Source organism: Metabacillus endolithicus (genome assembly GCF_023078335.1).
Lineage (GTDB): Bacteria > Bacillota > Bacilli > Bacillales > Bacillaceae > Metabacillus > Metabacillus endolithicus.
Window position 1 is genome coordinate 1,604,440 of sequence record NZ_CP095550.1, and the last position, 21,067, is coordinate 1,625,506.

At 35.5% G+C, this 21,067-nt stretch carries 23 protein-coding genes and 3 pseudogenes; 12 read left to right on the forward strand and 14 right to left on the reverse strand.

What is annotated here, in order from left to right; translation table 11 throughout:
• Positions 1 to 2: 2 nt before the first annotated feature.
• Complete coding sequence (locus MVE64_RS27355) at positions 3 to 329, reverse strand: SDR family NAD(P)-dependent oxidoreductase (protein ID WP_281730466.1); 327 nt, start codon at positions 327 to 329, stop codon at positions 3 to 5.
• Positions 330 to 509: 180 nt separating this feature from the next.
• Here MVE64_RS27355 and adeR point away from each other — a divergent pair, with 180 nt between their 5' ends.
• The 4 genes and pseudogenes from adeR (at position 510) to MVE64_RS08655 (ending at position 3,595) form a co-directional block, all read left to right on the forward strand.
• The gene (gene adeR / locus MVE64_RS08640) at positions 510 to 1,742 is read left to right on the forward strand and encodes a sporulation transcriptional activator AdeR (protein ID WP_247345565.1); all 1,233 of its coding nucleotides are present in this window, start codon (positions 510 to 512) and stop codon (positions 1,740 to 1,742) included.
• A gap of 125 nt (positions 1,743 to 1,867) precedes the next feature.
• Positions 1,868 to 3,002, forward strand: a pseudogene (gene ald / locus MVE64_RS08645) (alanine dehydrogenase).
• Positions 3,003 to 3,116: 114 nt separating this feature from the next.
• Positions 3,117 to 3,308, forward strand: coding sequence for a hypothetical protein (locus MVE64_RS08650; protein WP_247345567.1), 192 nt, complete (start codon positions 3,117 to 3,119; stop codon positions 3,306 to 3,308).
• Positions 3,309 to 3,421: 113 nt separating this feature from the next.
• Positions 3,422 to 3,595, forward strand: a complete 174-nt coding sequence (locus MVE64_RS08655) for a YjfB family protein (protein WP_121663297.1) — start codon at positions 3,422 to 3,424, stop codon at positions 3,593 to 3,595.
• Between the two features lie 345 nt (positions 3,596 to 3,940).
• On the opposite strand, the gene MVE64_RS08660 is transcribed toward MVE64_RS08655, so the two are convergent.
• Positions 3,941 to 4,540, reverse strand: coding sequence for a sulfite oxidase-like oxidoreductase (locus tag MVE64_RS08660; protein WP_247345570.1), 600 nt, complete (start codon positions 4,538 to 4,540; stop codon positions 3,941 to 3,943).
• 116 nt (positions 4,541 to 4,656) lie between these two features.
• Here MVE64_RS08660 and MVE64_RS08665 point away from each other — a divergent pair, with 116 nt between their 5' ends.
• Positions 4,657 to 5,244 (forward strand): biotin transporter BioY, encoded by a 588-nt coding sequence (locus MVE64_RS08665; RefSeq protein WP_247345572.1) that lies wholly within the window; start codon positions 4,657 to 4,659, stop codon positions 5,242 to 5,244.
• Positions 5,245 to 5,303: 59 nt separating this feature from the next.
• Here the strand turns inward: MVE64_RS08665 and MVE64_RS08670 are convergent, their stop codons facing one another.
• A complete protein-coding gene (locus tag MVE64_RS08670; RefSeq protein ID WP_247345574.1) occupies positions 5,304 to 5,846 on the reverse strand; it encodes a DUF6241 domain-containing protein in 543 nt (180 codons plus the stop codon).
• A 180-nt stretch (positions 5,847 to 6,026) separates the two neighbouring features.
• Between MVE64_RS08670 and MVE64_RS08675 the strand changes: the two genes are divergently transcribed.
• Entirely contained in the window at positions 6,027 to 6,191 is a 165-nt protein-coding gene (locus MVE64_RS08675; protein WP_247345577.1) for a hypothetical protein, read from the forward strand.
• 26 nt (positions 6,192 to 6,217) lie between these two features.
• On the opposite strand, the pseudogene MVE64_RS08680 reads toward MVE64_RS08675, so the two are convergent.
• Positions 6,218 to 7,553 (reverse strand): annotated as a pseudogene (locus MVE64_RS08680) (Na+/H+ antiporter family protein).
• A 254-nt stretch (positions 7,554 to 7,807) separates the two neighbouring features.
• Positions 7,808 to 9,256: a leucyl aminopeptidase gene (locus tag MVE64_RS08685; RefSeq protein ID WP_247345580.1), complete on the reverse strand. Its 1,449-nt coding sequence runs from the start codon at positions 9,254 to 9,256 to the stop codon at positions 7,808 to 7,810.
• A 258-nt stretch (positions 9,257 to 9,514) separates the two neighbouring features.
• Between MVE64_RS08685 and MVE64_RS08690 the strand changes: the two genes are divergently transcribed.
• Positions 9,515 to 9,994, forward strand: a complete 480-nt coding sequence (locus tag MVE64_RS08690) for a divergent PAP2 family protein (RefSeq protein WP_098795547.1) — start codon at positions 9,515 to 9,517, stop codon at positions 9,992 to 9,994.
• An 11-nt stretch (positions 9,995 to 10,005) separates the two neighbouring features.
• Positions 10,006 to 10,794 (forward strand): cobalamin-binding protein, encoded by a 789-nt coding sequence (locus MVE64_RS08695; RefSeq protein ID WP_247345582.1) that lies wholly within the window; start codon positions 10,006 to 10,008, stop codon positions 10,792 to 10,794.
• A gap of 25 nt (positions 10,795 to 10,819) precedes the next feature.
• Here the strand turns inward: MVE64_RS08695 and MVE64_RS08700 are convergent, their stop codons facing one another.
• The 5 genes from MVE64_RS08700 to MVE64_RS08720 all read right to left on the reverse strand — a co-directional run bounded on the left by MVE64_RS08700 (position 10,820) and on the right by MVE64_RS08720 (position 14,336).
• Positions 10,820 to 11,551: a 3D domain-containing protein gene (locus tag MVE64_RS08700; RefSeq protein ID WP_098795545.1), complete on the reverse strand. Its 732-nt coding sequence runs from the start codon at positions 11,549 to 11,551 to the stop codon at positions 10,820 to 10,822.
• A 161-nt stretch (positions 11,552 to 11,712) separates the two neighbouring features.
• Positions 11,713 to 12,033, reverse strand: coding sequence for a YuiB family protein (locus MVE64_RS08705; protein WP_247345585.1), 321 nt, complete (start codon positions 12,031 to 12,033; stop codon positions 11,713 to 11,715).
• A gap of 76 nt (positions 12,034 to 12,109) precedes the next feature.
• Positions 12,110 to 12,232, reverse strand: a complete 123-nt coding sequence (locus MVE64_RS08710; protein WP_176550973.1) for a YuiA family protein — start codon at positions 12,230 to 12,232, stop codon at positions 12,110 to 12,112.
• A gap of 152 nt (positions 12,233 to 12,384) precedes the next feature.
• Positions 12,385 to 12,870 (reverse strand): NUDIX domain-containing protein, encoded by a 486-nt coding sequence (locus MVE64_RS08715; RefSeq protein ID WP_247345588.1) that lies wholly within the window; start codon positions 12,868 to 12,870, stop codon positions 12,385 to 12,387.
• Positions 12,871 to 13,121: 251 nt separating this feature from the next.
• Entirely contained in the window at positions 13,122 to 14,336 is a 1,215-nt protein-coding gene (locus MVE64_RS08720; RefSeq protein WP_098795542.1) for an NAD(P)/FAD-dependent oxidoreductase, read from the reverse strand.
• A 406-nt stretch (positions 14,337 to 14,742) separates the two neighbouring features.
• Between MVE64_RS08720 and yumC the strand changes: the two genes are divergently transcribed.
• Positions 14,743 to 15,735, forward strand: coding sequence for a ferredoxin--NADP reductase 2 (gene yumC / locus MVE64_RS08725; protein WP_247345591.1), 993 nt, complete (start codon positions 14,743 to 14,745; stop codon positions 15,733 to 15,735).
• Between the two features lie 56 nt (positions 15,736 to 15,791).
• Here the strand turns inward: yumC and MVE64_RS08730 are convergent, their stop codons facing one another.
• A complete protein-coding gene (locus MVE64_RS08730; protein WP_247345593.1) occupies positions 15,792 to 16,154 on the reverse strand; it encodes a HesB/IscA family protein in 363 nt (120 codons plus the stop codon).
• 87 nt (positions 16,155 to 16,241) lie between these two features.
• The gene (dapF, locus tag MVE64_RS08735) at positions 16,242 to 17,099 is read right to left on the reverse strand and encodes a diaminopimelate epimerase (RefSeq protein ID WP_247345595.1); all 858 of its coding nucleotides are present in this window, start codon (positions 17,097 to 17,099) and stop codon (positions 16,242 to 16,244) included.
• 288 nt (positions 17,100 to 17,387) lie between these two features.
• On the opposite strand from dapF, the gene MVE64_RS08740 reads away from it, so the two are divergent.
• On the forward strand, positions 17,388 to 18,080 hold the full coding sequence (locus tag MVE64_RS08740) for a DUF2225 domain-containing protein (RefSeq protein ID WP_281730467.1): 693 nt from the start codon (positions 17,388 to 17,390) through the stop codon (positions 18,078 to 18,080).
• Positions 18,081 to 18,261: 181 nt separating this feature from the next.
• Here MVE64_RS08740 and MVE64_RS08745 read toward each other — a convergent pair.
• Positions 18,262 to 18,499: pseudogene (locus MVE64_RS08745) on the reverse strand (YuzB family protein).
• A 442-nt stretch (positions 18,500 to 18,941) separates the two neighbouring features.
• Here MVE64_RS08745 and MVE64_RS08750 point away from each other — a divergent pair.
• Positions 18,942 to 20,009 (forward strand): NAD(P)/FAD-dependent oxidoreductase, encoded by a 1,068-nt coding sequence (locus MVE64_RS08750; protein WP_231308194.1) that lies wholly within the window; start codon positions 18,942 to 18,944, stop codon positions 20,007 to 20,009.
• Between the two features lie 199 nt (positions 20,010 to 20,208).
• Here MVE64_RS08750 and MVE64_RS08755 read toward each other — a convergent pair whose 3' ends face one another.
• Entirely contained in the window at positions 20,209 to 20,529 is a 321-nt protein-coding gene (locus tag MVE64_RS08755) for a YuzD family protein (RefSeq protein WP_247345598.1), read from the reverse strand.
• 296 nt (positions 20,530 to 20,825) lie between these two features.
• Here MVE64_RS08755 and MVE64_RS08760 point away from each other — a divergent pair, with 296 nt between their 5' ends.
• Entirely contained in the window at positions 20,826 to 21,065 is a 240-nt protein-coding gene (locus MVE64_RS08760; protein ID WP_176550968.1) for a NifU family protein, read from the forward strand.
• Positions 21,066 to 21,067 lie beyond the last annotated feature (2 nt).

Sequence of the window (21,067 nt, forward strand, 5' to 3'; positions counted from 1 at the left end):
ATTCACGTGTGAAATAATAGCATGTTCATTTGCATGTCCCCCTTTTTAATAGGATTAATTGTGCCTGCATTATTCACTAATGTAATTTTTTCGGCTGCTTTAAAGTTAATTGACGACAACACCCTTTCAATCGCACTTAAAACCTGAGATGTGTCAGATAAGTCGCATGCTTCAAAACGTATTGTAGATTCTCTTTGTTCAGCTACTTGCTGAAGAGATGAATTTATTGATCGTGATAAACAAATAACTGTATGATCTTTTTGTAGTATTTCTTCTACAAATGCTTCACCTAAACCTCTCGATGCCCCTGTAACGATGTAATAGTGCACAAGTTTCACTCCTTTTTCATACGTTCATTACAATTATATCCATCCCTGTTTACCATAGCCATTCTTATTCATCAGAATATCTCGACAACAGTCACAAATGACCTTTGACAAACATGTACCATAATACTACTCTTAAATCAGAATATACATATATAAATTGTTAATTAAAGTAGGGATAAAATGACGGGAAGTTCTTACGATCCATTTAAATACCATTTTGAAAGATTAGAGGATGTAGCGGAAAAAATAAGTGAAGTGCTTCAATGTCCAATTACCATTGAAGATGTTAATCATAGATTATTAGCTTACAGTACACATGATGACCGAACAGATCAAGCCCGAATATCCACCATTATCGGTAGACGTGTTCCTGAAAAGGTGATTAACAGCCTTTGGAAAGATGGGACAATCCCTAAGCTATTAAAAACAGATGAACCAATTAGAGTGAAAACCATTGATGAGGTAGGTCTTGGAAATCGAATTGCCATCTCTATTTGGAAAAATGATGAAGTACTAGGATTTATATGGGCTTTGGAAATTGAAAAACATCTTCAAGAATCTGATTTACTCCTATTAAAAAAAGCTGCACAAGCCGTAAAAAACAAAATGCTAAATCTTCAGGTGCGAAAAAACAAAAAGATAGAAAGAAATCAGGAGTTCTTTTGGAAGCTCTTAACTGGTCATATATCGACTGAAGACGAAATTACAGATGGCCTATATGAATTAAACTTACAGCTACCACCTCCTTTTTCGGTTGTTATCTTTAAGTTCCCACAAGAGTTAAATGATGAAGCTGAAAAAAAGCTAACATACTTATTGCAAACAACTCAGCAAGTGAATATTTTGCTTTTCACAATTGATTTTGATGAGCTTATTATTTTATTATCAGGAAAAAGTGACACAGCTTTAACAGATATTAAGCAATTTACTACATCTACTCTTAGCCAATTACATGAGAGATATTCCTACAAAGACGTTAAAGCGAGTATTGGAGGAATCTTTACCGATTCAACCTTTATTGAAAAAAGCTACAAAGAGGCACTTGCTGTACTCGCATTAAAAAAGCGATTTCCAAGTGAAACAATCGACTTAAATAGTTTTTCAGAACTAGGTTTTTATCAATATTTAGACATTTTATATGAACAACGAAAACAAACCGGTTATATCCATTACCCTCTCTATAAATTAAAGGAATACGACAAACAGCATGGTACAGACCTTGTTCGAACACTTGAAGTATTTCTTGATTACGACAGCAATGTTCATGAAGCTTCCAAAGCATTGAATATTCATATCAACACATTGAACTATCGATTAAAAAGAATTTCCGAAATAGCTGAGTTAAACTTAAAAAACATGAATCAAAAAATTACAATTTACTTAAATTTAAAGCTTGATCGAATGTCTTTGTGATTTTTCACAAAAAGGCGCAAAACCTTTCTCATTTTTAAACAAAGATATTTAACTGAATTTTATTTATACTTGCGTTAATAAATAGAAACTTTTAAATATTGGCTTTTAAAGGAGGAAGGTTTTTTATGATTATTGGTGTACCGAAAGAAATTAAAAACAATGAAAACCGAGTAGCTTTAACTCCAGGTGGTGTTACACAGCTTGTTGCTTCTGGCCACCGCGTGTTAATTGAAAACAATGCAGGTGTAGGTAGTGGATTTGAAAATGAGGACTATGTCTTCGCTGGAGCACAAATCGTAGAAGAAGCTGCAAAAGTATGGGCAGATGCTGAAATGGTGATGAAAGTAAAAGAACCTCTTCCTTCTGAATATGCTTACTTTAGAAAAGGTTTAGTTTTATTCACTTATCTACACTTAGCTGCTGAGCCTGAATTAGCTCAAGCATTAAAGAAAAGTGAAGTAACGGCTATTGCTTATGAAACAGTAACTGTTAACCGCACACTTCCTTTGCTAACTCCAATGAGTGAAGTAGCCGGACGTATGGCTGCACAAATCGGTGCCCAATTTCTTGAAAAACCTAAAGGTGGTAAGGGAATCTTACTAGCTGGTGTTCCTGGAGTAAGCCGTGGAAAGGTAACAATCATTGGTGGTGGAGTTGTTGGAACAAACGCTGCAAAAATGGCAATTGGCCTAGGAGCCGATGTGACAATTATTGATTTAAGTGCTGAACGCTTACGTCAATTAGATGATATTTTTGGAACACAAATTAAAACATTGATGTCGAACCCAATGAACATCGCAACTGCTGTTGCAGAAGCTGATCTGTTAATCTGTGCTGTATTAATTCCAGGAGCAAAAGCACCAACACTTGTAACAGAAGAAATGGTAGAAGCAATGAAGCCTGGTTCTGTGATCGTTGATGTTGCGATTGATCAGGGTGGTATTGTTGAAACAGTTGACCATATTACAACTCATGACAACCCAACGTACGAAAAACACGGAGTTTTACATTATGCAGTTGCTAATATGCCAGGAAATTGTTCCACGTACATCAACCATTGCATTAACAAATGTAACAGTTCCTTATGCCTTGCAAATTGCAAATAAAGGTGCATATCGAGCTATTAGTGAAAACCCTGCTCTTCAAGAAGGTGTGAATGTAATTGCTGGAGAAATCACTTATAAAGCGGTAGCTCAAGACTTAGGTTACACATACAAAACAGTTGAAGAAGTGTTAGAAAAAGCTCATTTAATGAACTAAGTAAGTGGTTAAGAGAGGCAGAGTATTCTGTCTCTTTTTTATGTATAAAAATATCTCACATATTTTTTGTGTTTTTTCACAAACTAATCCTGATATGGAAAAGGAGGTAATTACATGCAAAAAAATGCTAGAGGTTATGTTCAGGATTCTTGTTCAGCATTAGAAACAGCTAAGTCCTCATTACAAAATGCCCTTAATACAGTTGAACAAGATTCTAATCGAGAAAGAATTCAAAGTTCATTGCAATCAGTAGAGGTAGCACTTCAACAATGCGGTCAAACAGCAGATATTTTAGAGCAAGTATAACAACATACATTCTAATTCTAAGAGCTAGCACATGCATAGCTCTTTTTTTATGCTTCATTATCGCTTTAACTTTTGTTATCCTAACCGATACAAGACTTAAGGGGGTGAACGTATTGGATATTGCAGCATTATCAATTGGATTGAGCCAAGCATCCTTAGGTCAAAATGTTAGTATTGCCTTAGCAAAGAAAGTAATGGAAACTTCACAGCAAAGTAATGAGCAGTTATTAAAGGTTATGCAAGCTCCACACCCAACTCATGGCAATGTGATTGATGTAAAAGGATAAAACATCGTCTTAGAATCGCTAGAAGTAAAGCCCAGGAATGATCAAATCTCTTGAGCTTACTTCTTAAAAAAGTATTGTAGTCTAATGTTTTATTCTGTATTTGCATAAATCCCCAATTATTTTTCCAGTCTTTTTCATTTAACGACGAATTGCTACAAATTCCTTTGGGACTGTCGAAATAACTCTAAAACTATTCGTAAGAATTAGTTATATTCACCTAGAAGTTTGGTCATTATGAGTGTATCGGGCAAGACTAGACCAAACTATCATCCTAACTCACTTTTACTACAAGACACCCACGTCTTGCCCGTATTTATTTTATCAAGATAACTTTGTCATCACTCCTTAATCAAAGCTAAATCTTTCTTCTTCCCAAGGATCTCCTTGCATATGATATCCATTCCGTTCCCAAAAACCAGGATGATTTTTCTCAGTAAATTGAATCCCTCTTACCCACTTAGCACTTTTCCAAAAGTAAAGATGAGGAATAACTGCACGCAATGGAAATCCATGCTCAGGTGTTAAAGGTTCATCATTATAGGCATAGGCAAGTAAGCTTGTTTCTTTCATAAAATCCGCTAAAGGAAGATTTGTTGTCCAGCCTTCTTCAGCATGTATAATCACAAAGTTGGCCTTTGGCTTAAACTTAATGTCCTTAAAAAGGTCCCGAGTTTTTATACCTTGCCAGTTAACATCAAGTTTAGACCAGCCTGTTACACAGTGAATATCGTTAGTTAAGTTTGATTGAGGAAAATGCGTTTTAAGATCGTGTAGTGTATATAACTTTGGGTTTTCTACAAGTCCGTAAATTTGTAAATTCCACTTCTCTATATCCTCATAGTACGGTACATTACCTGTATGTAAAACAGGAAAGGTTGTTGTTACGTTTTGATTTGGTGGTACACGGTCCGATGAAGATGTTTTTCTTTTTTTACCAAAGTACATTTATTTGAATCCCTCTCTTCTCATTCTTTATGTTAACCTATTTAACAAACTGGTTGACAATGTTTCGTTGGTCTATTATTCTTTTTTTAAGGATTATTCAAAAAGGGGGATAAACAATGAAAAAGAAATTAACTACATATGATCTTGCATTAGTTGGAATGTTTGCTGCTTTAATGGCAATAGGAGCAAACATAACATCTTGGGCACCGTTTCTTGAAGTAGCTGGTGTGCCTTTATCAATGCAGCCTTTCTTTTGTATTTTAGCAGGTTTATTATTAGGGAGCAGACTTGGTGCTTTATCAATGATCGTATATGCCTTAGTAGGAATAGCAGGAGCACCTGTTTTTGCACAATTTAGCGGTGGAATTGGTGTTATATTCGGAAGTACTGGTGGATTTATTATATCTTATATTGTAGCAGCTTATGCAGCCGGTAAAGTGATTGAATTCAGTAAAGAAAAGAAGCTTCCTACATTTATGACAGCCTCTTTTGTTGGTATCTCACTTATTTATCTTGTCGGCACAACCTATATGTGGCTTGCATTAAATGTTTGGATTAATGCTCCTATGTCATATGGAGCTGCTTGGGCTATTATGGCTTGGTTTATTGTAAAAGATGTAGCTTTTACCGTTTTAGGTGCATTTATTGCTCCTCGCATTTATTTCGCAGTATCAAAAGCAACATCAAAAAGAATAGCAGCTTGAATGAATACACCAAGGCATTTTATAAAGCCTTGGTGTTTTTTAAAATGTTTTTGTTAACCTTATTCTATTGAGCCTTTATTTTCCTCAAGATAAAGCTGTTCTTGCTCAGCCGTCATCACGCCGGTTGCCTCTCCGATTGTACCTCCTTGGATTCTCCAAATTTTATTATGATCTTTGTCAGCTTCTGAGAAATCATCAACTGACCACCTATGTAAAATATCTAAAAATACTTCTTCATGTTCATATGGACCATTTTCAACAACTGCAATAAGATAGTTTATCCGTTCAGTTGTCATTTCATAATGAAGCCACTTTTCCTCGGCAATTACTTTTTGATGAGACATACCATGCATATAATTAAGTATATCTTCCTCTGTTAACTCTGTAGAATCTTTACCTCCGAATGGGTTTTCATCTAGATTAACTTCCTCTGAAGCCTTATCAACCTTCTCCTTTGATGTTTGTTCTTCACTATCAGCTTGGGCAGTAGATACAGCTTTTGAATTTACCATATCTAGCATAATGACACTAAAACACCCTAAACATATTGCACCTACTATCACACTAGCAACAAGTATTTTGTTTTCCTTCATCCATGACATGGAAGTAACCTCCTAAAAAAGGATAGTTCTATGATACAATGGATAATTTAATAGAGACAAGAGAAGACTTTGTCGAAAGAAATCACATCTAAACTTTTTTACTAATTTGTTAGTATGAATGTATAATAAATACTAGTTTTGGTTAAAAAGATAGTGAGTAAACAAAGAGGGTGTGAAAAAATGAAGGCTTTAGTAGTCAAAAAATATTTTTTAGATATAAATGAAAGAGAACAACTGGAAAGAGAGTTCATTAAACAAAATCCTGATTTTATTGAGCATGTACTAGAATGGGATGATGAGGAGTTACTGGAGAGATTAAATATAGACAGAAAAAACTTGGTTTAATAGACCAAGTTTTTCTGTTTATCCACTTATAACAAAACAGCTGCAATCCAGCCAAAGATGATTAACGGGATATTATAGTGCACAAAGGTTGGAACACATGTATCCCAAATATGATGATGATTTCCGTCAGCAGCTAGTCCAGATGTTGGACCTAATGTACTATCAGAAGCAGGAGATCCTGCATCTCCTAGTGCCGCAGCTGTTCCAACAATCGCAATTGTTGCCATTGGACTAAAGCCTAACTCCAAGCATAATGGAACGAATATCGTTGTAATGATTGGAATTGTTGAAAATGAAGATCCTATCCCCATCGTAATGAGCAAGCCCACAATCAGCATTAGGATGGCCCCAATTGTTTGATTTCCACCAATTAGATTTGCTGCGTCTTCAACTAGCTTTTCAACATGACCAGTTTCTTTAAGAACACTAGCAAACCCTGAAGCTGTAATCATCACAAAACCAATAAAAGCCATCATCTTCATACCTGAAGTCATAATCGAATCTGCTTCGTTTCGTTTTAAGACACCACCAATAAACAAAACACTTAAACCTGCTAACGCACCGAAGATCATTCCTTCTACTCCAAGTTTTTGAGAAAGATAGAGTTGTACAGAAAGCGAAACTAGAATCGACACAATTGCTACAGTAATACTTTTCTTTGTATAAGCTTGACCTGATTGCTGCCCAGCCATTTCACGAGTTTCATATTGTCTTTTCTTACGATATGTAAAGAAAACAGCTATTAACAAGCCACATACCATGCCTATTGCAGGTATTGCCATAGCAGAGGGAATATCTGCTAACGAAACCGTTAAGCCGCTTTCCTGCATATTCGTTTGCATAATTTCATGGAAAATCGCCCCAAACCCTACAGGCAAGAACATATATGGAGTAATTAATCCAAACGTAAGAACAGTCGCAATTAATCGACGATCAACTTGAAGCTCATTCAGTACTTTTAATAGTGGTGGAATAAGCACTGGAATAAAAGCAATGTGAACGGGAATGACATTTTGTGAGAAAATAGCCATGATTAAGATCATAAAAACAATTAGTGCCTTTGATAAGGCTTTTCTTCTTGTATCACCGTCACGACCTACTAGTTTTATAACTGAGGATACCATAGCATCTGGTAGTCCTGAAGATGTTAGAGCAACTGCAAATGCTCCTAACAACGCATAACTTAGCGCAACTGTTGCATTGCCACCCAAGCCTGCTGTAAAGGTATCTACTGTTGTGGCTAAATCAAGACCACCTGTTAGTACCTCCAATTAATGCACCTATCACAAGTGCAAAAACAACATTTATTCTTAATAAGCTTAAAATAAGCATAGCAAAAACAGCAATAATAACTGCATTCAAATATAAAACCCCCAAAATCCTTTAGTTTACTAATATGGTAGAGAATTAAACAACGAAAATTAATTTACCATACTTTTTTCGAGCCTGTCAATTGCGAAAGGAGTATTTATTTGACGATTTTGATCATTTATTTGCTAGTTTTAAAGTTTTATTTGGCGATTCTTAGCATTTATTTGCCGCTTTGCTCTATATATTTGATTTTCGACAAAATCACGAAAAAAGGACCCACATTCACGCATGTCGGTCCTTTTTCTTTATTTCACTTCAAAATTCTCTACTAAAGTAGCTAATGTTCTTGCCATTACGCCAGTTGCCCCTGTTGGTCCAAGTTCAGTTTTTTGGGACGTTGTAGCTGTGCCTGCTATATCCAGGTGTACCCATGGAGTGCCTTCAGCGAATTCTCCAATAAACGTTCCTGCCATAATGGCATGTCCTTCACGACCAGGAGAATTGTTTAAGTCGGCCATCTTGCTATTTCGAACACGTTTTTTATCGCCTTCAAATATCGGTAACCGCCAGACTGGTTCATCACATTCGTGTGATGCTTGAAGAACTTGTTCAAAAAACTCCTCATTATTAGTCATAGCACCAGTTGTTTCTGTTCCTAACGCAATAATTACGCCACCAGTTAATGTAGCAACATCAACTAAATAATTAGCTCCATGAAATTTAGCATATGTAATTCCATCAGCAAGCGCCAAACGACCTTCTGCATCAGTATTCAAAACCTCAATCGTTTTTCCACTTAATGAAACAATCACATCATCAGGTTTAAATGCACCACCACTAATCATATTATCTGTAGAAGGGATTACAGCTACAACATTTTGTTCCGGTTTCATTTCACCGATGATCTGCATAGCTCCAAGTACAGATGCTGCTCCCCCCATGTCCGTTTTCATCCCGACAATTCCATCCTTTGGCTTAATGGAGTAGCCACCTGTATCATAGGTAATTCCTTTTCCAACAAGACCAATTACATCTGTCCACTCTTCTTTTCCCTGATATTTTAAGACAATCATTTTAGGTGGCTCTTCTGAACCTTTATTAACTGCTAGGAGAGCCCCCATCCCAAGTCGTTCCATATCCTCTTTTTCCAAAACTTCGTATTCAAATTGATATCTTTTTGCTAATTCAATTGAATAAGAAGCAAGCTCTGTAGCTGTTAGAAGATTTGGTGGCATATTAGTTAGCGTTCTTGCACTATTTGTTCCCTCACCAAAAGCATAACCAACTTCAAGTGCAGATTTGATTTCAAGGCTTTCTTCACTTTCAGTCAATACTGAGATATTTTCAATATTTTTTTCAGGTTCATTTGATTTTTGTTTATAATCTAAAATCTTATAAGTTGATAAGGAAAAAGCTTCTGCAAGAGCATGTGCTGCTTCAACGTCGTTCATTCTTTCATTTAAGAACGTGTCAATCGCTACACTTATATGTTGGAGCTTTGCTTGTTGAATCGTCTGAAATAATTCTCCAAAAGCTCTTTTCACTCGAAGAAATGTAATGTCTGCTTCTTTCCCTAAGCCAACAAAGAAGATACGTTTTACAGCAAGTTTTCCAAGGGTATGTAGTTTAGTAACGGATTTATATTTTGTTGAGAGATCTCCGTCTTTCATTAACTCTGTTATTTGACCATTTAATCTCTCGTCAAGTTCTTTGGCATATCCAGTGAGTTTGCTCGTTTTTTGATATAGGCCCAATAACTAATGTATCGTTATCGTTAAGTTCAATTGTATTTGCTGCATGAATAACTTTAAACATTCATAGCACCTCCATTATGTATGTATCTCTATTGTATAGCACATATTTAAAAAAGTGTAATAAGACAAATCCAACTAACGAACTTCACCTTATTCTGACAATGTATATGCTATAATGAAGAAAATCTTTTTAACACTTCTCTTTATATTAAGAGTTTTAAAATACATCATTGCCCTAAAAACGAAAGGAGCTTAATCTTGGAATTATTGTACAACTTTCCTTTACTCGCTGCACTGGCAGCCATTTTCTTTGCACAGTTTATTAAGGTACCGATTTATTTCTTTGTTTCAAAGAGGCTGGATTGGTCACTAATTACAAGTACCGGCGGTATGCCAAGCTCTCATTCAGCAGCTGTAACTGCACTTTCAACAGGAGTTGCTCTTGATCACGGACTTGGTTCATCCATTTTTGCTATTTCTGCTATCTTTGCGATCATCACGATGTTTGATGCAACAGGAGTAAGACGTCATGCTGGTGAACAAGCAACTGTTCTTAATCAGCTTGTTCTTGACTTTAACCGCTTTGTTGAGGAAGCCAAAGTATGGCCTAAAAAAGCTGAACAAGATAAACAAAAAAAGTTGAAGGAGCTACTTGGACATCAGCCGATTGAAGTGTTTTTTGGAGGATTAACCGGTATTCTTCTTGCACTATTGTTACACTACCTTTTTGTTTTGTAAGGAGGCTTTAAATGAGGCTTATATCCATCTGTCCCAGCAATACGGAGCTTGCAGTTTATCTTGGTTTAAAGGAGCAATTAGTCGCCCTGGATGATTTCTCTGATTGGCCGCTGGATTTATCACATCTTCCACGTTTAGGCCCAGACCTTTCCATTAATATGGATATGTTGGAATCTTATCATCCTGACTTGGTGCTAGCTTCTCTTAGTGTACCTGGGATGGAAAAAAACATTGAAAAATTGGAAAAGAGGAAAATTCCACATATTGTTTTTAATCCTCAGTCATTTCAAGACATTTGCGATGATCTTCACACATTAAGTAAATTAACCGGAAAGCAAAAGGAAGCTGAAGGTGTTATTAAAGACTTTCAAGCTACTCTTCAATCATATAAGGAAATTTCTGATGGGATACAAAACCCACCTTCCATTTTCTTTGAATGGTGGCCGAATCCAATATTTTCTCCTGGTCAAATCAACTGGTTAACTGAGCTAAGCAGATTAGCAGGAGCAAGAAACATTTTTGAAGATGTTGAATTAGCTAGCGTGCAGACAACATGGGAAGATGTTCTGAATCGAAACCCAGAATATTTTTGTTTATGCTGGGTCGGAGTTAAGCAATCTAGAATGAAATTGTCACATGTACTAAAAAGGGAAAGGGCACAAACCCTTCGAGCCGTTCAAAATAACCAACTCCATTTATTAGAGGAATCATTGTTTTGCCGTCCCTCTCCACGGCTTCTCCTTGGTTTACAAAAGCTCGCCTATTTGTTGCATCCTGATATTTATCCCCGTCCTAATTAAAAGACAAAAAGCTAATACTCTTTCATTAGCTTTTTGTCTTATTTTTTATATATTTTTGCCTAAACACTTGCATTGATTCATCTTCATTTAAGTTTTTTAATTGTTCTTCCGTTAATGTTCCATCACCCATTTGAACAACGTATACTTCTATTTGCTTTTTACCCCAATTATTATAAACCTCTTTAACGGTTTCATAATATAAATCTAATTTGTTTCCTTTTATAGCACCACCCTTGTCTGCCACAACTCCATATCCGTAGCCTGGGATAAAAAGTATGGTACCAATTGGGAAAACATCTAAATCTGCAGCAACTGTTGAATATAGATCTCTTTTTACTTTTACCCCGGAATAAGTAATCCCATAGCTAGGATGATCGGGATGTTTACCAGTAGACTCAACACCTGCCGTATAACCAGTTGCTACGACTTTTCTTGTCGGATACTGAGACCAATCAATTGCTTCTTCCAATGAAACTTCTTGATTAATTGCTTCAACACTCGAAGACACCTGTGTTCTAATCGATGGTTCACTGTTCATGGCTTTAAAAGTAAGTCCTAAAAAACGGAAAGTTTCATTTTCTTCAGCTTCAGTGTGTGTATGAACTAGTTTTTCATTAAAATCCTCATTATGATTATAATACCAATTGGAGAGATCTTTAGCCTCGACACCTGAAATTGCGCTATATGTTGTTGTTAATGCTCCCAGAAATAATAATGTCATGATTAGTCTTCTACTAACTCTCTTTATACTGATCATATGTTTCTTAAACACTCCTCTCACAAATCTATTCGTTCCCAGATTGTGAGAAAAGTATTCAAAATGGAGAAAAGTAAATTTTACCAGATCTGTTTTTTATTGATTTCTAAAAGCGAAAAAAGCCTGACATTCCGTTGTCAGACTTTTTGGTAGAAAATATATTAAAACATCTGATATCCGCTTTTACGAAGCATTTTAATAATAACCCCTGAGAGAATCGCACCGATCAGTCCGCAGGATAAAATTAATAAATCTGCTAAAGCTAATGACATCATTTTATCCCCTAATTGTGCAAACGAATCACTAGGGCTTCTAAAATACTCTATAAATTTGACGTTATCAACTATGAAAATGCATACAATTGGATACACAATAGCCATAATCCAAGACATGCGTAAAAGCATATTCAATAAAAACCCAATACCAAAAAATAATACTAAAAATAATAACATGGATATTAATAAAACCGGTAAGCTCAACATGCCTATCACCTCCATTACACCACTATTAAGTGTACTGAACTAACGATAGACAGTCAATGATTTGTCAGTGAACGTTTTATGACTTCTTCCCAGTGCCATCACAGTTATTACATGTTTCAGAGCCACCTAGTATTAGTTGAAAATACCCTTTCCCAGAACAATATGGGCATTCCTTTGTTTCAACCTTTGTTGTGTTCATTTCTGTCTCCCCTTTAGGATAGTAGTGGTTTTTAATAATATACCAATTATTCTGACAATTATAAAGGGAGAAAATCTCACAAAAAGGTTTGTGTAAGCGAATACATTTAAGCTTTTCTTTAAAATCCTCTCTTTATCATAGTATTGTGAATATTATAAAAACATAGTATATGTAGTATATCCAAAATGGTCCCCTGGATTAAATTGATCATATTTATTTAACTTTGATTCAATGACGTCAGACGCTAGTTTTGTGATTAGAAGAGATGAATTTTTGTCCTCTACTAACTTTTTAGGATGTATAAAAGCTACTTCATCTAATTCCTCTTCTTGAACCTGTATTTCATTTGAATCTGCCAATAATGAGAAAATGACCATGTTATCACTAATCACTTCTTTTATTACCCCTGAACGAATTCCTACAACTCCAGCTATACTTGCAGAGATGCCTGTTTCTTCTTTAATTTCCCTTAATACAGCCTCATCAATGGTTTCTCCTTCATTAACAAATCCAGCCGGAAAAGACCATTTCCCCTTGAGTCCACCATATTTCTTTTTAACAACAAGCCATTCTCCTTCATGATTAGCCACAATTCCAGATACAGCTAACCATACATTTCCCCTTTTAGATTGAGTCAATATAGAGCCCCCTTTTTTTCTTATTTTAACACATAGAGAAATAAGAAAAGCGCAAGCGCCTTGGTCGTCCCCGACAAGCATAAGACGATTTGGAATAGAAGGCGTTCTCTTTGCCTTATATTCCAAATTGGCTTATGATCTCGAGGGCTAGGCGCTGGAGCTAGACACTAAAACTACGTACAAAATTTTATACTTTCTTACCTTTTAAAAAAGAGACAAAGGCATATGCCTTCGTCTCTTTTTCACAACAATTATAGAATGTTGAATTTTCCTTTTTTCAATACTAATGAAGGACCTCCAACCATGTATAAAGCACGGTTATCAATCATTTTCTTCATAAATGAAGCTTTAGTACCTACTAATTTTTTACCAAATACAACACCAACTGCATCGTCTTCACCTAATGATGCAACAGATCCTTTAATGTCCGGAGTGAAAGATGCCATTTCTCCACGACCACGAATGGCTGATGCAAGGTTTTTCGCACAAGTTTCACCTTGTTGCATAGCAATTTGCGCTGTTGGAGGATATGGACGATTAATTTCTTCATTAATGATTAACGAACAATCTCCAATAATGAATACATCATCATGTCCCGGTGCACGTAGTTGTGGATCAACTTTTACACGGCCACGCATATTTTCAAATCCAGCTTCTTCCACAACACTGTTACCACGAACACCCGCTGCCCAAACAACCGTTCCAGCTTTAATTGTTTCTAACTCTTCACCTTTTGCAACGATGATTCCTTCTTCGATACATTCTTTGATTGCTGTACCGATCATAAATTCTACGCCTTTTTTCTGTAAGTGATTTGTAGCATACTCAACTAACTCAGGATCAAATCCTGGTAATGCTGTTGGTGCTGCTTCCACACAGATAATACGTACTTTTTTAAAGTCAACATCATATTCTTTACAAAGCTCTGGGATTCTGTTTCCAAGCTCTCCTAAGAATTCAATTCCAGTGAAGCCAGCTCCACCGACAACAATTGTTAAACGCTCATCTTTCTTTTCTGCTTCCATGTTATATGTAGCAAATTGATATTCAATATGCTCACGTAATTGTCTAGCAGAGTCAATGCTTGTGATTCCGAATGCATACTCTTTTAAACCTTGAATGCCAAATGTTTCAGGGTGAGCACCTAATGAAATAACTAAATAGTCATATTCAACTTCACCATTTTCTAAAACGATTTTCTTAGCTTCTTTATCGATTGATACAACAGTATCTTGAACAAATTTCACACGATTTGTATCGATAATGTCTTTGATTTGGTAACGAGCACGGTCATGATGTAACGTACCAGCTGAAGCCTCATGTAACCATGTTGTTTCATAGTGATAGTCATTTTTGTTCACTAATGTGATATCTGCTTCATCAACACTAATTAATTTTTGTAAACGTGTAACTGTAATTAACCCACCATAACCTGCACCTAATATAACGACTCTTGGTTTTTTCACCGAAATACATCCACCTTTTCTTTTTAAAATTGTTGTAAAGGATCGAATAATGTCTATTACTATATTCGACTTAAAACCACAATTTTATTTTTATTTAAGAGATAAAACTTTGTGAAAACATTCACTTACCAATGCATACCTTGGTATCTGCTACGTATAATATATATAAATACACCTATAAATCATATTATCCATTCAACAATATTTTTTCAAGTTATTTTTTCTAACAAAAGACTATGTTTTTTTCTTCGTATAATTTATAATACATGGATTTTAGGTACTACTTTTATCGAAAGTGTTTTCAAAACGTGAAAAAAGAAGAATTTTGTCTTATGGATTGTCATTCATTTCAAGTGAAAGTTTATGAATTAGCACACAATTAAATGTAGTAAAAGGAGGATGAGATATGAAAGAAGATACTAAAGTTTATGATATTACCATTATTGGTGGAGGTCCTGTTGGATTATTCACTGCATTCTATGGTGGAATGAGACAGGCAAGTGTAAAAATCATTGAGAGTCTTCCTCAATTAGGTGGCCAGCTTTCTACATTATATCCTGAAAAATACATCTATGACGTTGCAGGCTTTCCAAAAATAAGAGCTCAAGAGCTTGTAGACAATTTGAAGGAGCAAATGGGTCAGTTTGAGCAAACAGTTGTTTTAGATCAAGCTGTTGAACACGTTGAGAAACAAGCTGACGGAGTATTCATGTTAACCACTAATAATGAAGTTCATTATACAAAAACAATCATCATTACAGCAGGTAATGGTGCTTTTAAGCCTCGCAAACTTGAGCTTGAGGAAAGCGAGAAATATGAGAATCAAAATTTACATTATTTCGTTGATGATTTAAATAAATTTGCCGAAAGAAACGTAGCTATTCTTGGTGGTGGAGACTCTGCCGTTGACTGGGCATTAATGCTCGAACCTGTTGCAAAAAGTGTAAGTTTAATACATAGACGAGATAAATTCAGAGCACATGAACATAGTGTTGAATTATTAATGAAATCAAAGGTACAGGTTTTAACACCATTTGTTCCAGTCGAGCTAAATGGGGAACAGGTTATTTCTCAAGTAGTATTAGAAGAAGTGAAAGGTGATCGAAAAGAAGTTTTAGAAATTGACGATCTTATCGTTAATTATGGATTTGTATCCTCACTTGGACCAATTAAAGATTGGGGTTTAACAATTGAGAAAAATTCAATTGTTGTTAACTCCAAAATGGAAACGAACATTGAAGGAATTTATGCAGCTGGAGATATCTGCACCTATGATGGCAAGGTAAAACTAATTGCAAGTGGATTTGGCGAGGCTCCGACAGCAGTAAACAATGCTAAGGCATATATGGATCCAAAAGCACGTGTCCAGCCATTACACAGCACGAGTTTATTTAATTAATATAAAAAGCTGTTTACCACAAAAGTAAACAGCCTTTTTCTATCATCCGTGAAAGTCTAGCAATTTTCAGGCGTTCCAGTGTTTGTAGCTGTTCTAAACGATGATCCGCATCCACAACTGGCTATGGCATTTGGGTTGTCTATCGTAAAGCCCCCACCCATCATGGATTGCTTATAATCAATAATCGTTCCATTTAAAATGGCTGCATCTTCTTTTTTAATAAGAATTGTCATATCATGTTGTTCAAGAACTTGATCTTCTTCCGTTATTTCATGCTCAAATCCCATTCCATATGAAAGACCACTACAGCCTCCACCTTTAACACCAACACGAAGATACGAATTTTCCTCTTCATGTTCTTTCATCATATCTTTTATCTGATAAGCAGCAGCTTCTGTAATTTTGACAATTTCACTCATCTGAATACCTCCTTGCTTTATGTGAAAGGATCATACTACTAGTATACAACTATTGTATGTGCTCACTCAAATAATTGAAACGATAGATTATTTAATATAAAAGATTCCAGTACATATGACTTCTGCAGGACCTGTCATTAAAACATTTCCTTCATTTGTCCAATTAATCAGCAGATCCCCTCCAGCGAGGTGCACAACAGTTTCTTCTCCTTGATTTGTATGTTTGTTTAACACGGAAGAAACAACTGCTGCACAAGCTCCTGTACCACATGCCTGTGTAACACCAGACCCTCTCTCCCAGACTCGAAAATGCAATTCATTTTTGGAAACAACCTCTACAAACTCTACATTTACTCCTTCAGGAAAACGACGATCTTTTTCAACGATAGGACCAAGTGTTGTAACAGGTGCTTGAGTTATATCATCCACATAGAAAATAATATGAGGATTCCCCATTGAAACAGCTGTTACATCATATTGTTGCCCTGAGAATTCGATTGATTCTGATATGGTTTGTTCAGAACCCTCACCTTCCATTGGTATCTCTGCTTTTGATAAACGCGGTGATCCCATATCAACTGTTACGAGGTTTACTCGGTTTTCCTCAACATGAATAGTTGCTTCAACAAGACCTGACAATGTTTCAATTTTAAATGTTTTCTCTTTTACTAAATTATGCTCAAAGGCGTACTTAGCAACACATCTTAATCCATTTCCGCAATTTTTTCCTTCTGAGCCATCATTATTAAAGATTCTCATTTTAACTTCTGCTTTATCTGAAGGACATATTAAGATAAGACCATCAGAGCCAATCCCTGTATATACATTTGAGACCTGTCTGGCAATGTCTGATAATTGGCCTTCTTCAAGCTTTTCCTCAAAAGTATTAACATATATATAGTTGTTTCCTAATCCGTGCATTTTCGTAAATTGAAATGAGTTCATTGTTATCCTCCAAAAATCTTCATTTTTATTAGTATAAAATGTTGGAAATCTGAAAACAATATAATTATCCCCCGTTTTATAGAAATAAAAGCTTCCTGTTATTCAGGGAGCTTTTATTTTTAACTGCTTCTTAAACCTAAGCTTAACTTTCTAAAAAACAAAAGAGTCTATACCTAAAAAATCCCATAGTTTTAATAATAAATAGTCCTTTTTACATAGTTTTCTGATATAATTTAGTTAAATTAGTATTGCATGTCCACTCTTGACGAGATAAAGGAGTGATTCTTTGTGAATAATGAACTACATCATTTGTATGATCGTAAAGTTAATTGCTTAATGTGTAAAACCAATTATACAACGAAAAAAGTACTTTCCAGATTTATTCGTGCACACCGGCACGATACAGACTTTTGTTCATATTACACTTCAACAGAAATCAACCCGCTTTTATATTATGTTTCTGTTTGTCCAAACTGCGGCTTTTCTTCCTCTGAGGAATGCTCGACTTATTTTCCTCCAAATGCAAAAGAAATGATTCAACAAAAAGTTTGTGACAATTGGAGTGGAAGAAATTATTGTTTTGAGCGTACCGTTGATACAGCGATAGAATCTTACAAGTTAGCCATTTACTGCTCTAGTATAAAAAAAGAAAATCATGTTGCACTAGCTGGTCTTTATTTAAGATTATCGTGGTTATTTCGTACTGAGAAAATTAACCACGAGGAAGAACAACGCTTTTTAAGGCTAGCTCTTGAAGAATATGTTAACTCTTATATGGTTGATGACTATTCAGGAACCCAGCTTTCAGAAATTAAGCTTCTTTATCTGATCGGAGACTTAAGCAGAAGATTAGATCTAGTTAGCCAAGCAACACAGTATTTTTCCAAGGTAATCGAAAAACAAACGGACACTCTTGAAAAAGGTATTGTGCAAATGGCTAAAGATCGTTGGGCAGAAATGCGTGAAGTAAAATCAAGTTAAGAACAAAAGCGAGAAGCGCCTCGTTCAGCTGGATGTCGAAGCGTTATCCACAATTAAAGCAGGTTATAAATTCCTGAACAATAACAAAACAAGCTGACCATTTTTCGGTCAGCTTTTTCAGGTTAATCATTCGCTATGTCAAACTCCATCATGGCCTCTTAATCGCACTTTTTGACAAGTTTTAAAACATAGGATTTTCCTCTAAAAACGTATATATATTTTCAACCAACTCATCTGGGTCATCTCCAGTTACTACTTCTCCATTTACTAAAGCATATAATGAATGTCCACATTTGCCACAATAGCTTAAACATCCGTATTCAATAATATCTAAATTAGGGTCTTTTTCCAGCTTTTCTAACGCAGCCTGAAGCCCCTTGTGCTAAATTACTTATACAAAATTCAATAATTGGCTTCATCTTAACACCTCTCTACTGCTTAATCCTAATAGGATTACAAATAAACGTCAAATTTTATTATACTCTATGGTAACTAGCAATAAATACTATCTATAACATTTATGTGATGCTTTTTTGTCATTTTTTTAGTTAAAAAAACGAAATAGGATTGTAAACACTAAACAAATAATTCATAATTGTGTTGTACCATAAAGGAAAAAATTTTTAAAATAAAAAGAAAACGTTTTTTTGGAGTAATATTGTTGTAAAATGATTCAGTCGTTATACTTTTAATATTTCATTTATAAAGATAGGACTAGCCTTAACTAAACGTTTCCTTTTTAAAATTTATTTCCTAATTATTCATTTTTATTTGGTCAAAAGAATAGAACATATTGTGTGTATTATTCTTGGCCTTGCAATTATAGTTTATTAAAAACGTGGGGAAAAAGGAGTATCAAAAATGAAGAACCTAGTCATACTTGGCGGAGGATATGGCGGTATGCGCGTACTGCTTCGTTTACTTCCAAATCAATTGCCTGAAGATGTTCAAATTACTCTTATTGATAAAAATCCTTATCATTGTTTAAAAACAGAATACTATGCACTTGCGGCAGGTACTATTTCAGATCATCATATAAGGGTCTCTTTTCCGGAGCATCCTAGACTTCATTCCATTTTTGGAGAAGTAACGTCTGTTGATCTTGAAAACAAACAAGTACTATTAAATGATCACGAGCCTGTTCAATTTGATGACTTAATCATTGGTTTAGGTTGTGTAGATAAATATCATAACGTACCAGGAGCAGATGAATTCACTTATAGCATTCAAAGTATTGACCAGTCACGCGAAACCTACCAAGTGCTCAATAATTTAAAAGCAGATGCAACTGTAGGGATTGTTGGTGCAGGTTTAAGTGGTGTTGAGCTTGCCAGCGAACTTCGTGAAAGTCGTAAAGACCTTAACATTAAATTGTTTGATCGCAGTAAGCATATCCTATCAAGCTTTCCTGAACGTTTAAGTAGTTATGTTGAAAAATGGTTCACAGAGCATGGTGTTGAAATTATTAGTGAAGCTAATATAACGAAGGTAGAACCAAACATTGTCTATAATCATGATCAACCTTTTGAGTGTGATGCTATCGTATGGACAGCTGGAATTCAGCCAAATAAAGTGGTTAGAGATCTTCCGGTTGAAAAGGATAATCAAGGAAGAGTTGTATTAACTGTTCAACATTTTATTCCAAGTCACGAAGATGTGTTTGTTGTTGGAGACTGCGCAAGTCTTCCACATGCCCCTAGTGCTCAGCTGGCAGAAGCGCAAGCTGAACAAATTGTCCAAGTACTATTAAAGAAGTGGAACAACGAACCTCTTCCAGAATCATTCCCACCTTTTAAATTGAAAGGTGTACTAGGTTCATTAGGGAAAAAACAAGGCTTTGGACTTGTTAATGATAGACCTTTAATGGGCCGTGTTCCACGACTATTAAAGTCCGGTGTTCTTTGGATGTATAAATATCATAATGGTTAATAACAAAAGCGGAAGCGCCTCGTTCAGCCCCGACCAGCATAAGACGATTTAGAATAGAAGGCGTACTTTGCCTTATATTCTAAATTGGCTTATGACCTCGAGGGAAATTTAGGTGCTGGAGCTGGATGTCGAAGCGTTATCCAAAATTATACGCTAAACGATAAAAAACACTCAAGTCCATTGACTTGAGTGTTTTTATTTAGTTACTAACATATCCATGCTCTTCCATTTCCTCACAAATTACCTTTAGACGGGGACTTCCCTCACCTACCACCTTGCCCTCAATGACAACAAGTGGATAAAAGTACTCATCATTAAGAATCTTTTGGGCAAACTCCTGCTTATCAGGCTCTTCTTGTGGCTGATCAATATCAATATATACGATCATAAACGGTTGATCTTTATATTTTCGATTTAATGCAGCTTCCAACCACTCATAAGTTTCTTTAGCTGATGGTAAATTCACACAGCTTGGACAAAGAACCTCTGCACCATATACACTAATTTCAACAGGCTTCATTTTCCTTCACCTACCGTCTTTTTCTCCATTGTAGTCGATATATTATCATCTTTCCATCCTTAACATTATATATGAACTGTTAAACATCTTGAGGCTAGCTAGATTTCTTTGAGATTAGAGCTATTTTCATGACAGCATTTGGGTATACTTACTAATGAAAACAGGTTCCTTTCCCTTACTTTTAGAAAGATTATATGGTAATATTGGGTTTATTAAGCCTTAGAAAATTCAATCTTACGATTAGATTTTTTTCTTCATTTCAAATATAATATAGATAAGGAAAGGAGTCGATTATAATGACAACTGAAACAGCTATGCTTGAACAAGTACAAGAAGTATTAGATAAACTTCGTCCATTCTTGCTTCGTGATGGAGGAGATTGTGAATTAGTAGATATAGAAGATGGTATTGTTAAACTTCGCCTTTTAGGTGCTTGTGGAAGCTGCCCAAGCTCAACAATCACTTTAAAAGCTGGTATAGAGCGTGCGTTATTAGAAGAAGTACCAGGTGTTGTTGAAGTAGAACAAGTATTCTAATA

Excerpts from the sequence above, each read along its gene's own strand:
- adeR (WP_247345565.1), top strand. The coding sequence starts at position 510 with ATGACGGGAAGTTCTTACGATCCATTTAAATACCATTTTGAAAGATTA.
- MVE64_RS08650 (WP_247345567.1), top strand. The coding sequence starts at position 3,117 with ATGCAAAAAAATGCTAGAGGTTATGTTCAGGATTCTTGTTCAGCATTA.
- MVE64_RS08660 (WP_247345570.1), bottom strand. The coding sequence starts at position 4,540 with ATGTACTTTGGTAAAAAAAGAAAAACATCTTCATCGGACCGTGTACCA.
- MVE64_RS08665 (WP_247345572.1), top strand. The coding sequence starts at position 4,657 with ATGAAAAAGAAATTAACTACATATGATCTTGCATTAGTTGGAATGTTT.
- MVE64_RS08670 (WP_247345574.1), bottom strand. The coding sequence starts at position 5,846 with ATGTCATGGATGAAGGAAAACAAAATACTTGTTGCTAGTGTGATAGTA.
- MVE64_RS08675 (WP_247345577.1), top strand. The coding sequence starts at position 6,027 with ATGAAGGCTTTAGTAGTCAAAAAATATTTTTTAGATATAAATGAAAGA.
- MVE64_RS08695 (WP_247345582.1), top strand. The coding sequence starts at position 10,006 with ATGAGGCTTATATCCATCTGTCCCAGCAATACGGAGCTTGCAGTTTAT.
- MVE64_RS08700 (WP_098795545.1), bottom strand. The coding sequence starts at position 11,551 with ATGATCAGTATAAAGAGAGTTAGTAGAAGACTAATCATGACATTATTA.
- MVE64_RS08705 (WP_247345585.1), bottom strand. The coding sequence starts at position 12,033 with ATGTTGAGCTTACCGGTTTTATTAATATCCATGTTATTATTTTTAGTA.
- MVE64_RS08710 (WP_176550973.1), bottom strand. The coding sequence starts at position 12,232 with ATGAACACAACAAAGGTTGAAACAAAGGAATGCCCATATTGTTCTGGG.
- yumC (WP_247345591.1), top strand. The coding sequence starts at position 14,743 with ATGAAAGAAGATACTAAAGTTTATGATATTACCATTATTGGTGGAGGT.
- MVE64_RS08730 (WP_247345593.1), bottom strand. The coding sequence starts at position 16,154 with ATGAGTGAAATTGTCAAAATTACAGAAGCTGCTGCTTATCAGATAAAA.
- dapF (WP_247345595.1), bottom strand. The coding sequence starts at position 17,099 with ATGAACTCATTTCAATTTACGAAAATGCACGGATTAGGAAACAACTAT.
- MVE64_RS08750 (WP_231308194.1), top strand. The coding sequence starts at position 18,942 with ATGAAGAACCTAGTCATACTTGGCGGAGGATATGGCGGTATGCGCGTA.
- MVE64_RS08755 (WP_247345598.1), bottom strand. The coding sequence starts at position 20,529 with ATGAAGCCTGTTGAAATTAGTGTATATGGTGCAGAGGTTCTTTGTCCA.
- MVE64_RS08760 (WP_176550968.1), top strand. The coding sequence starts at position 20,826 with ATGACAACTGAAACAGCTATGCTTGAACAAGTACAAGAAGTATTAGAT.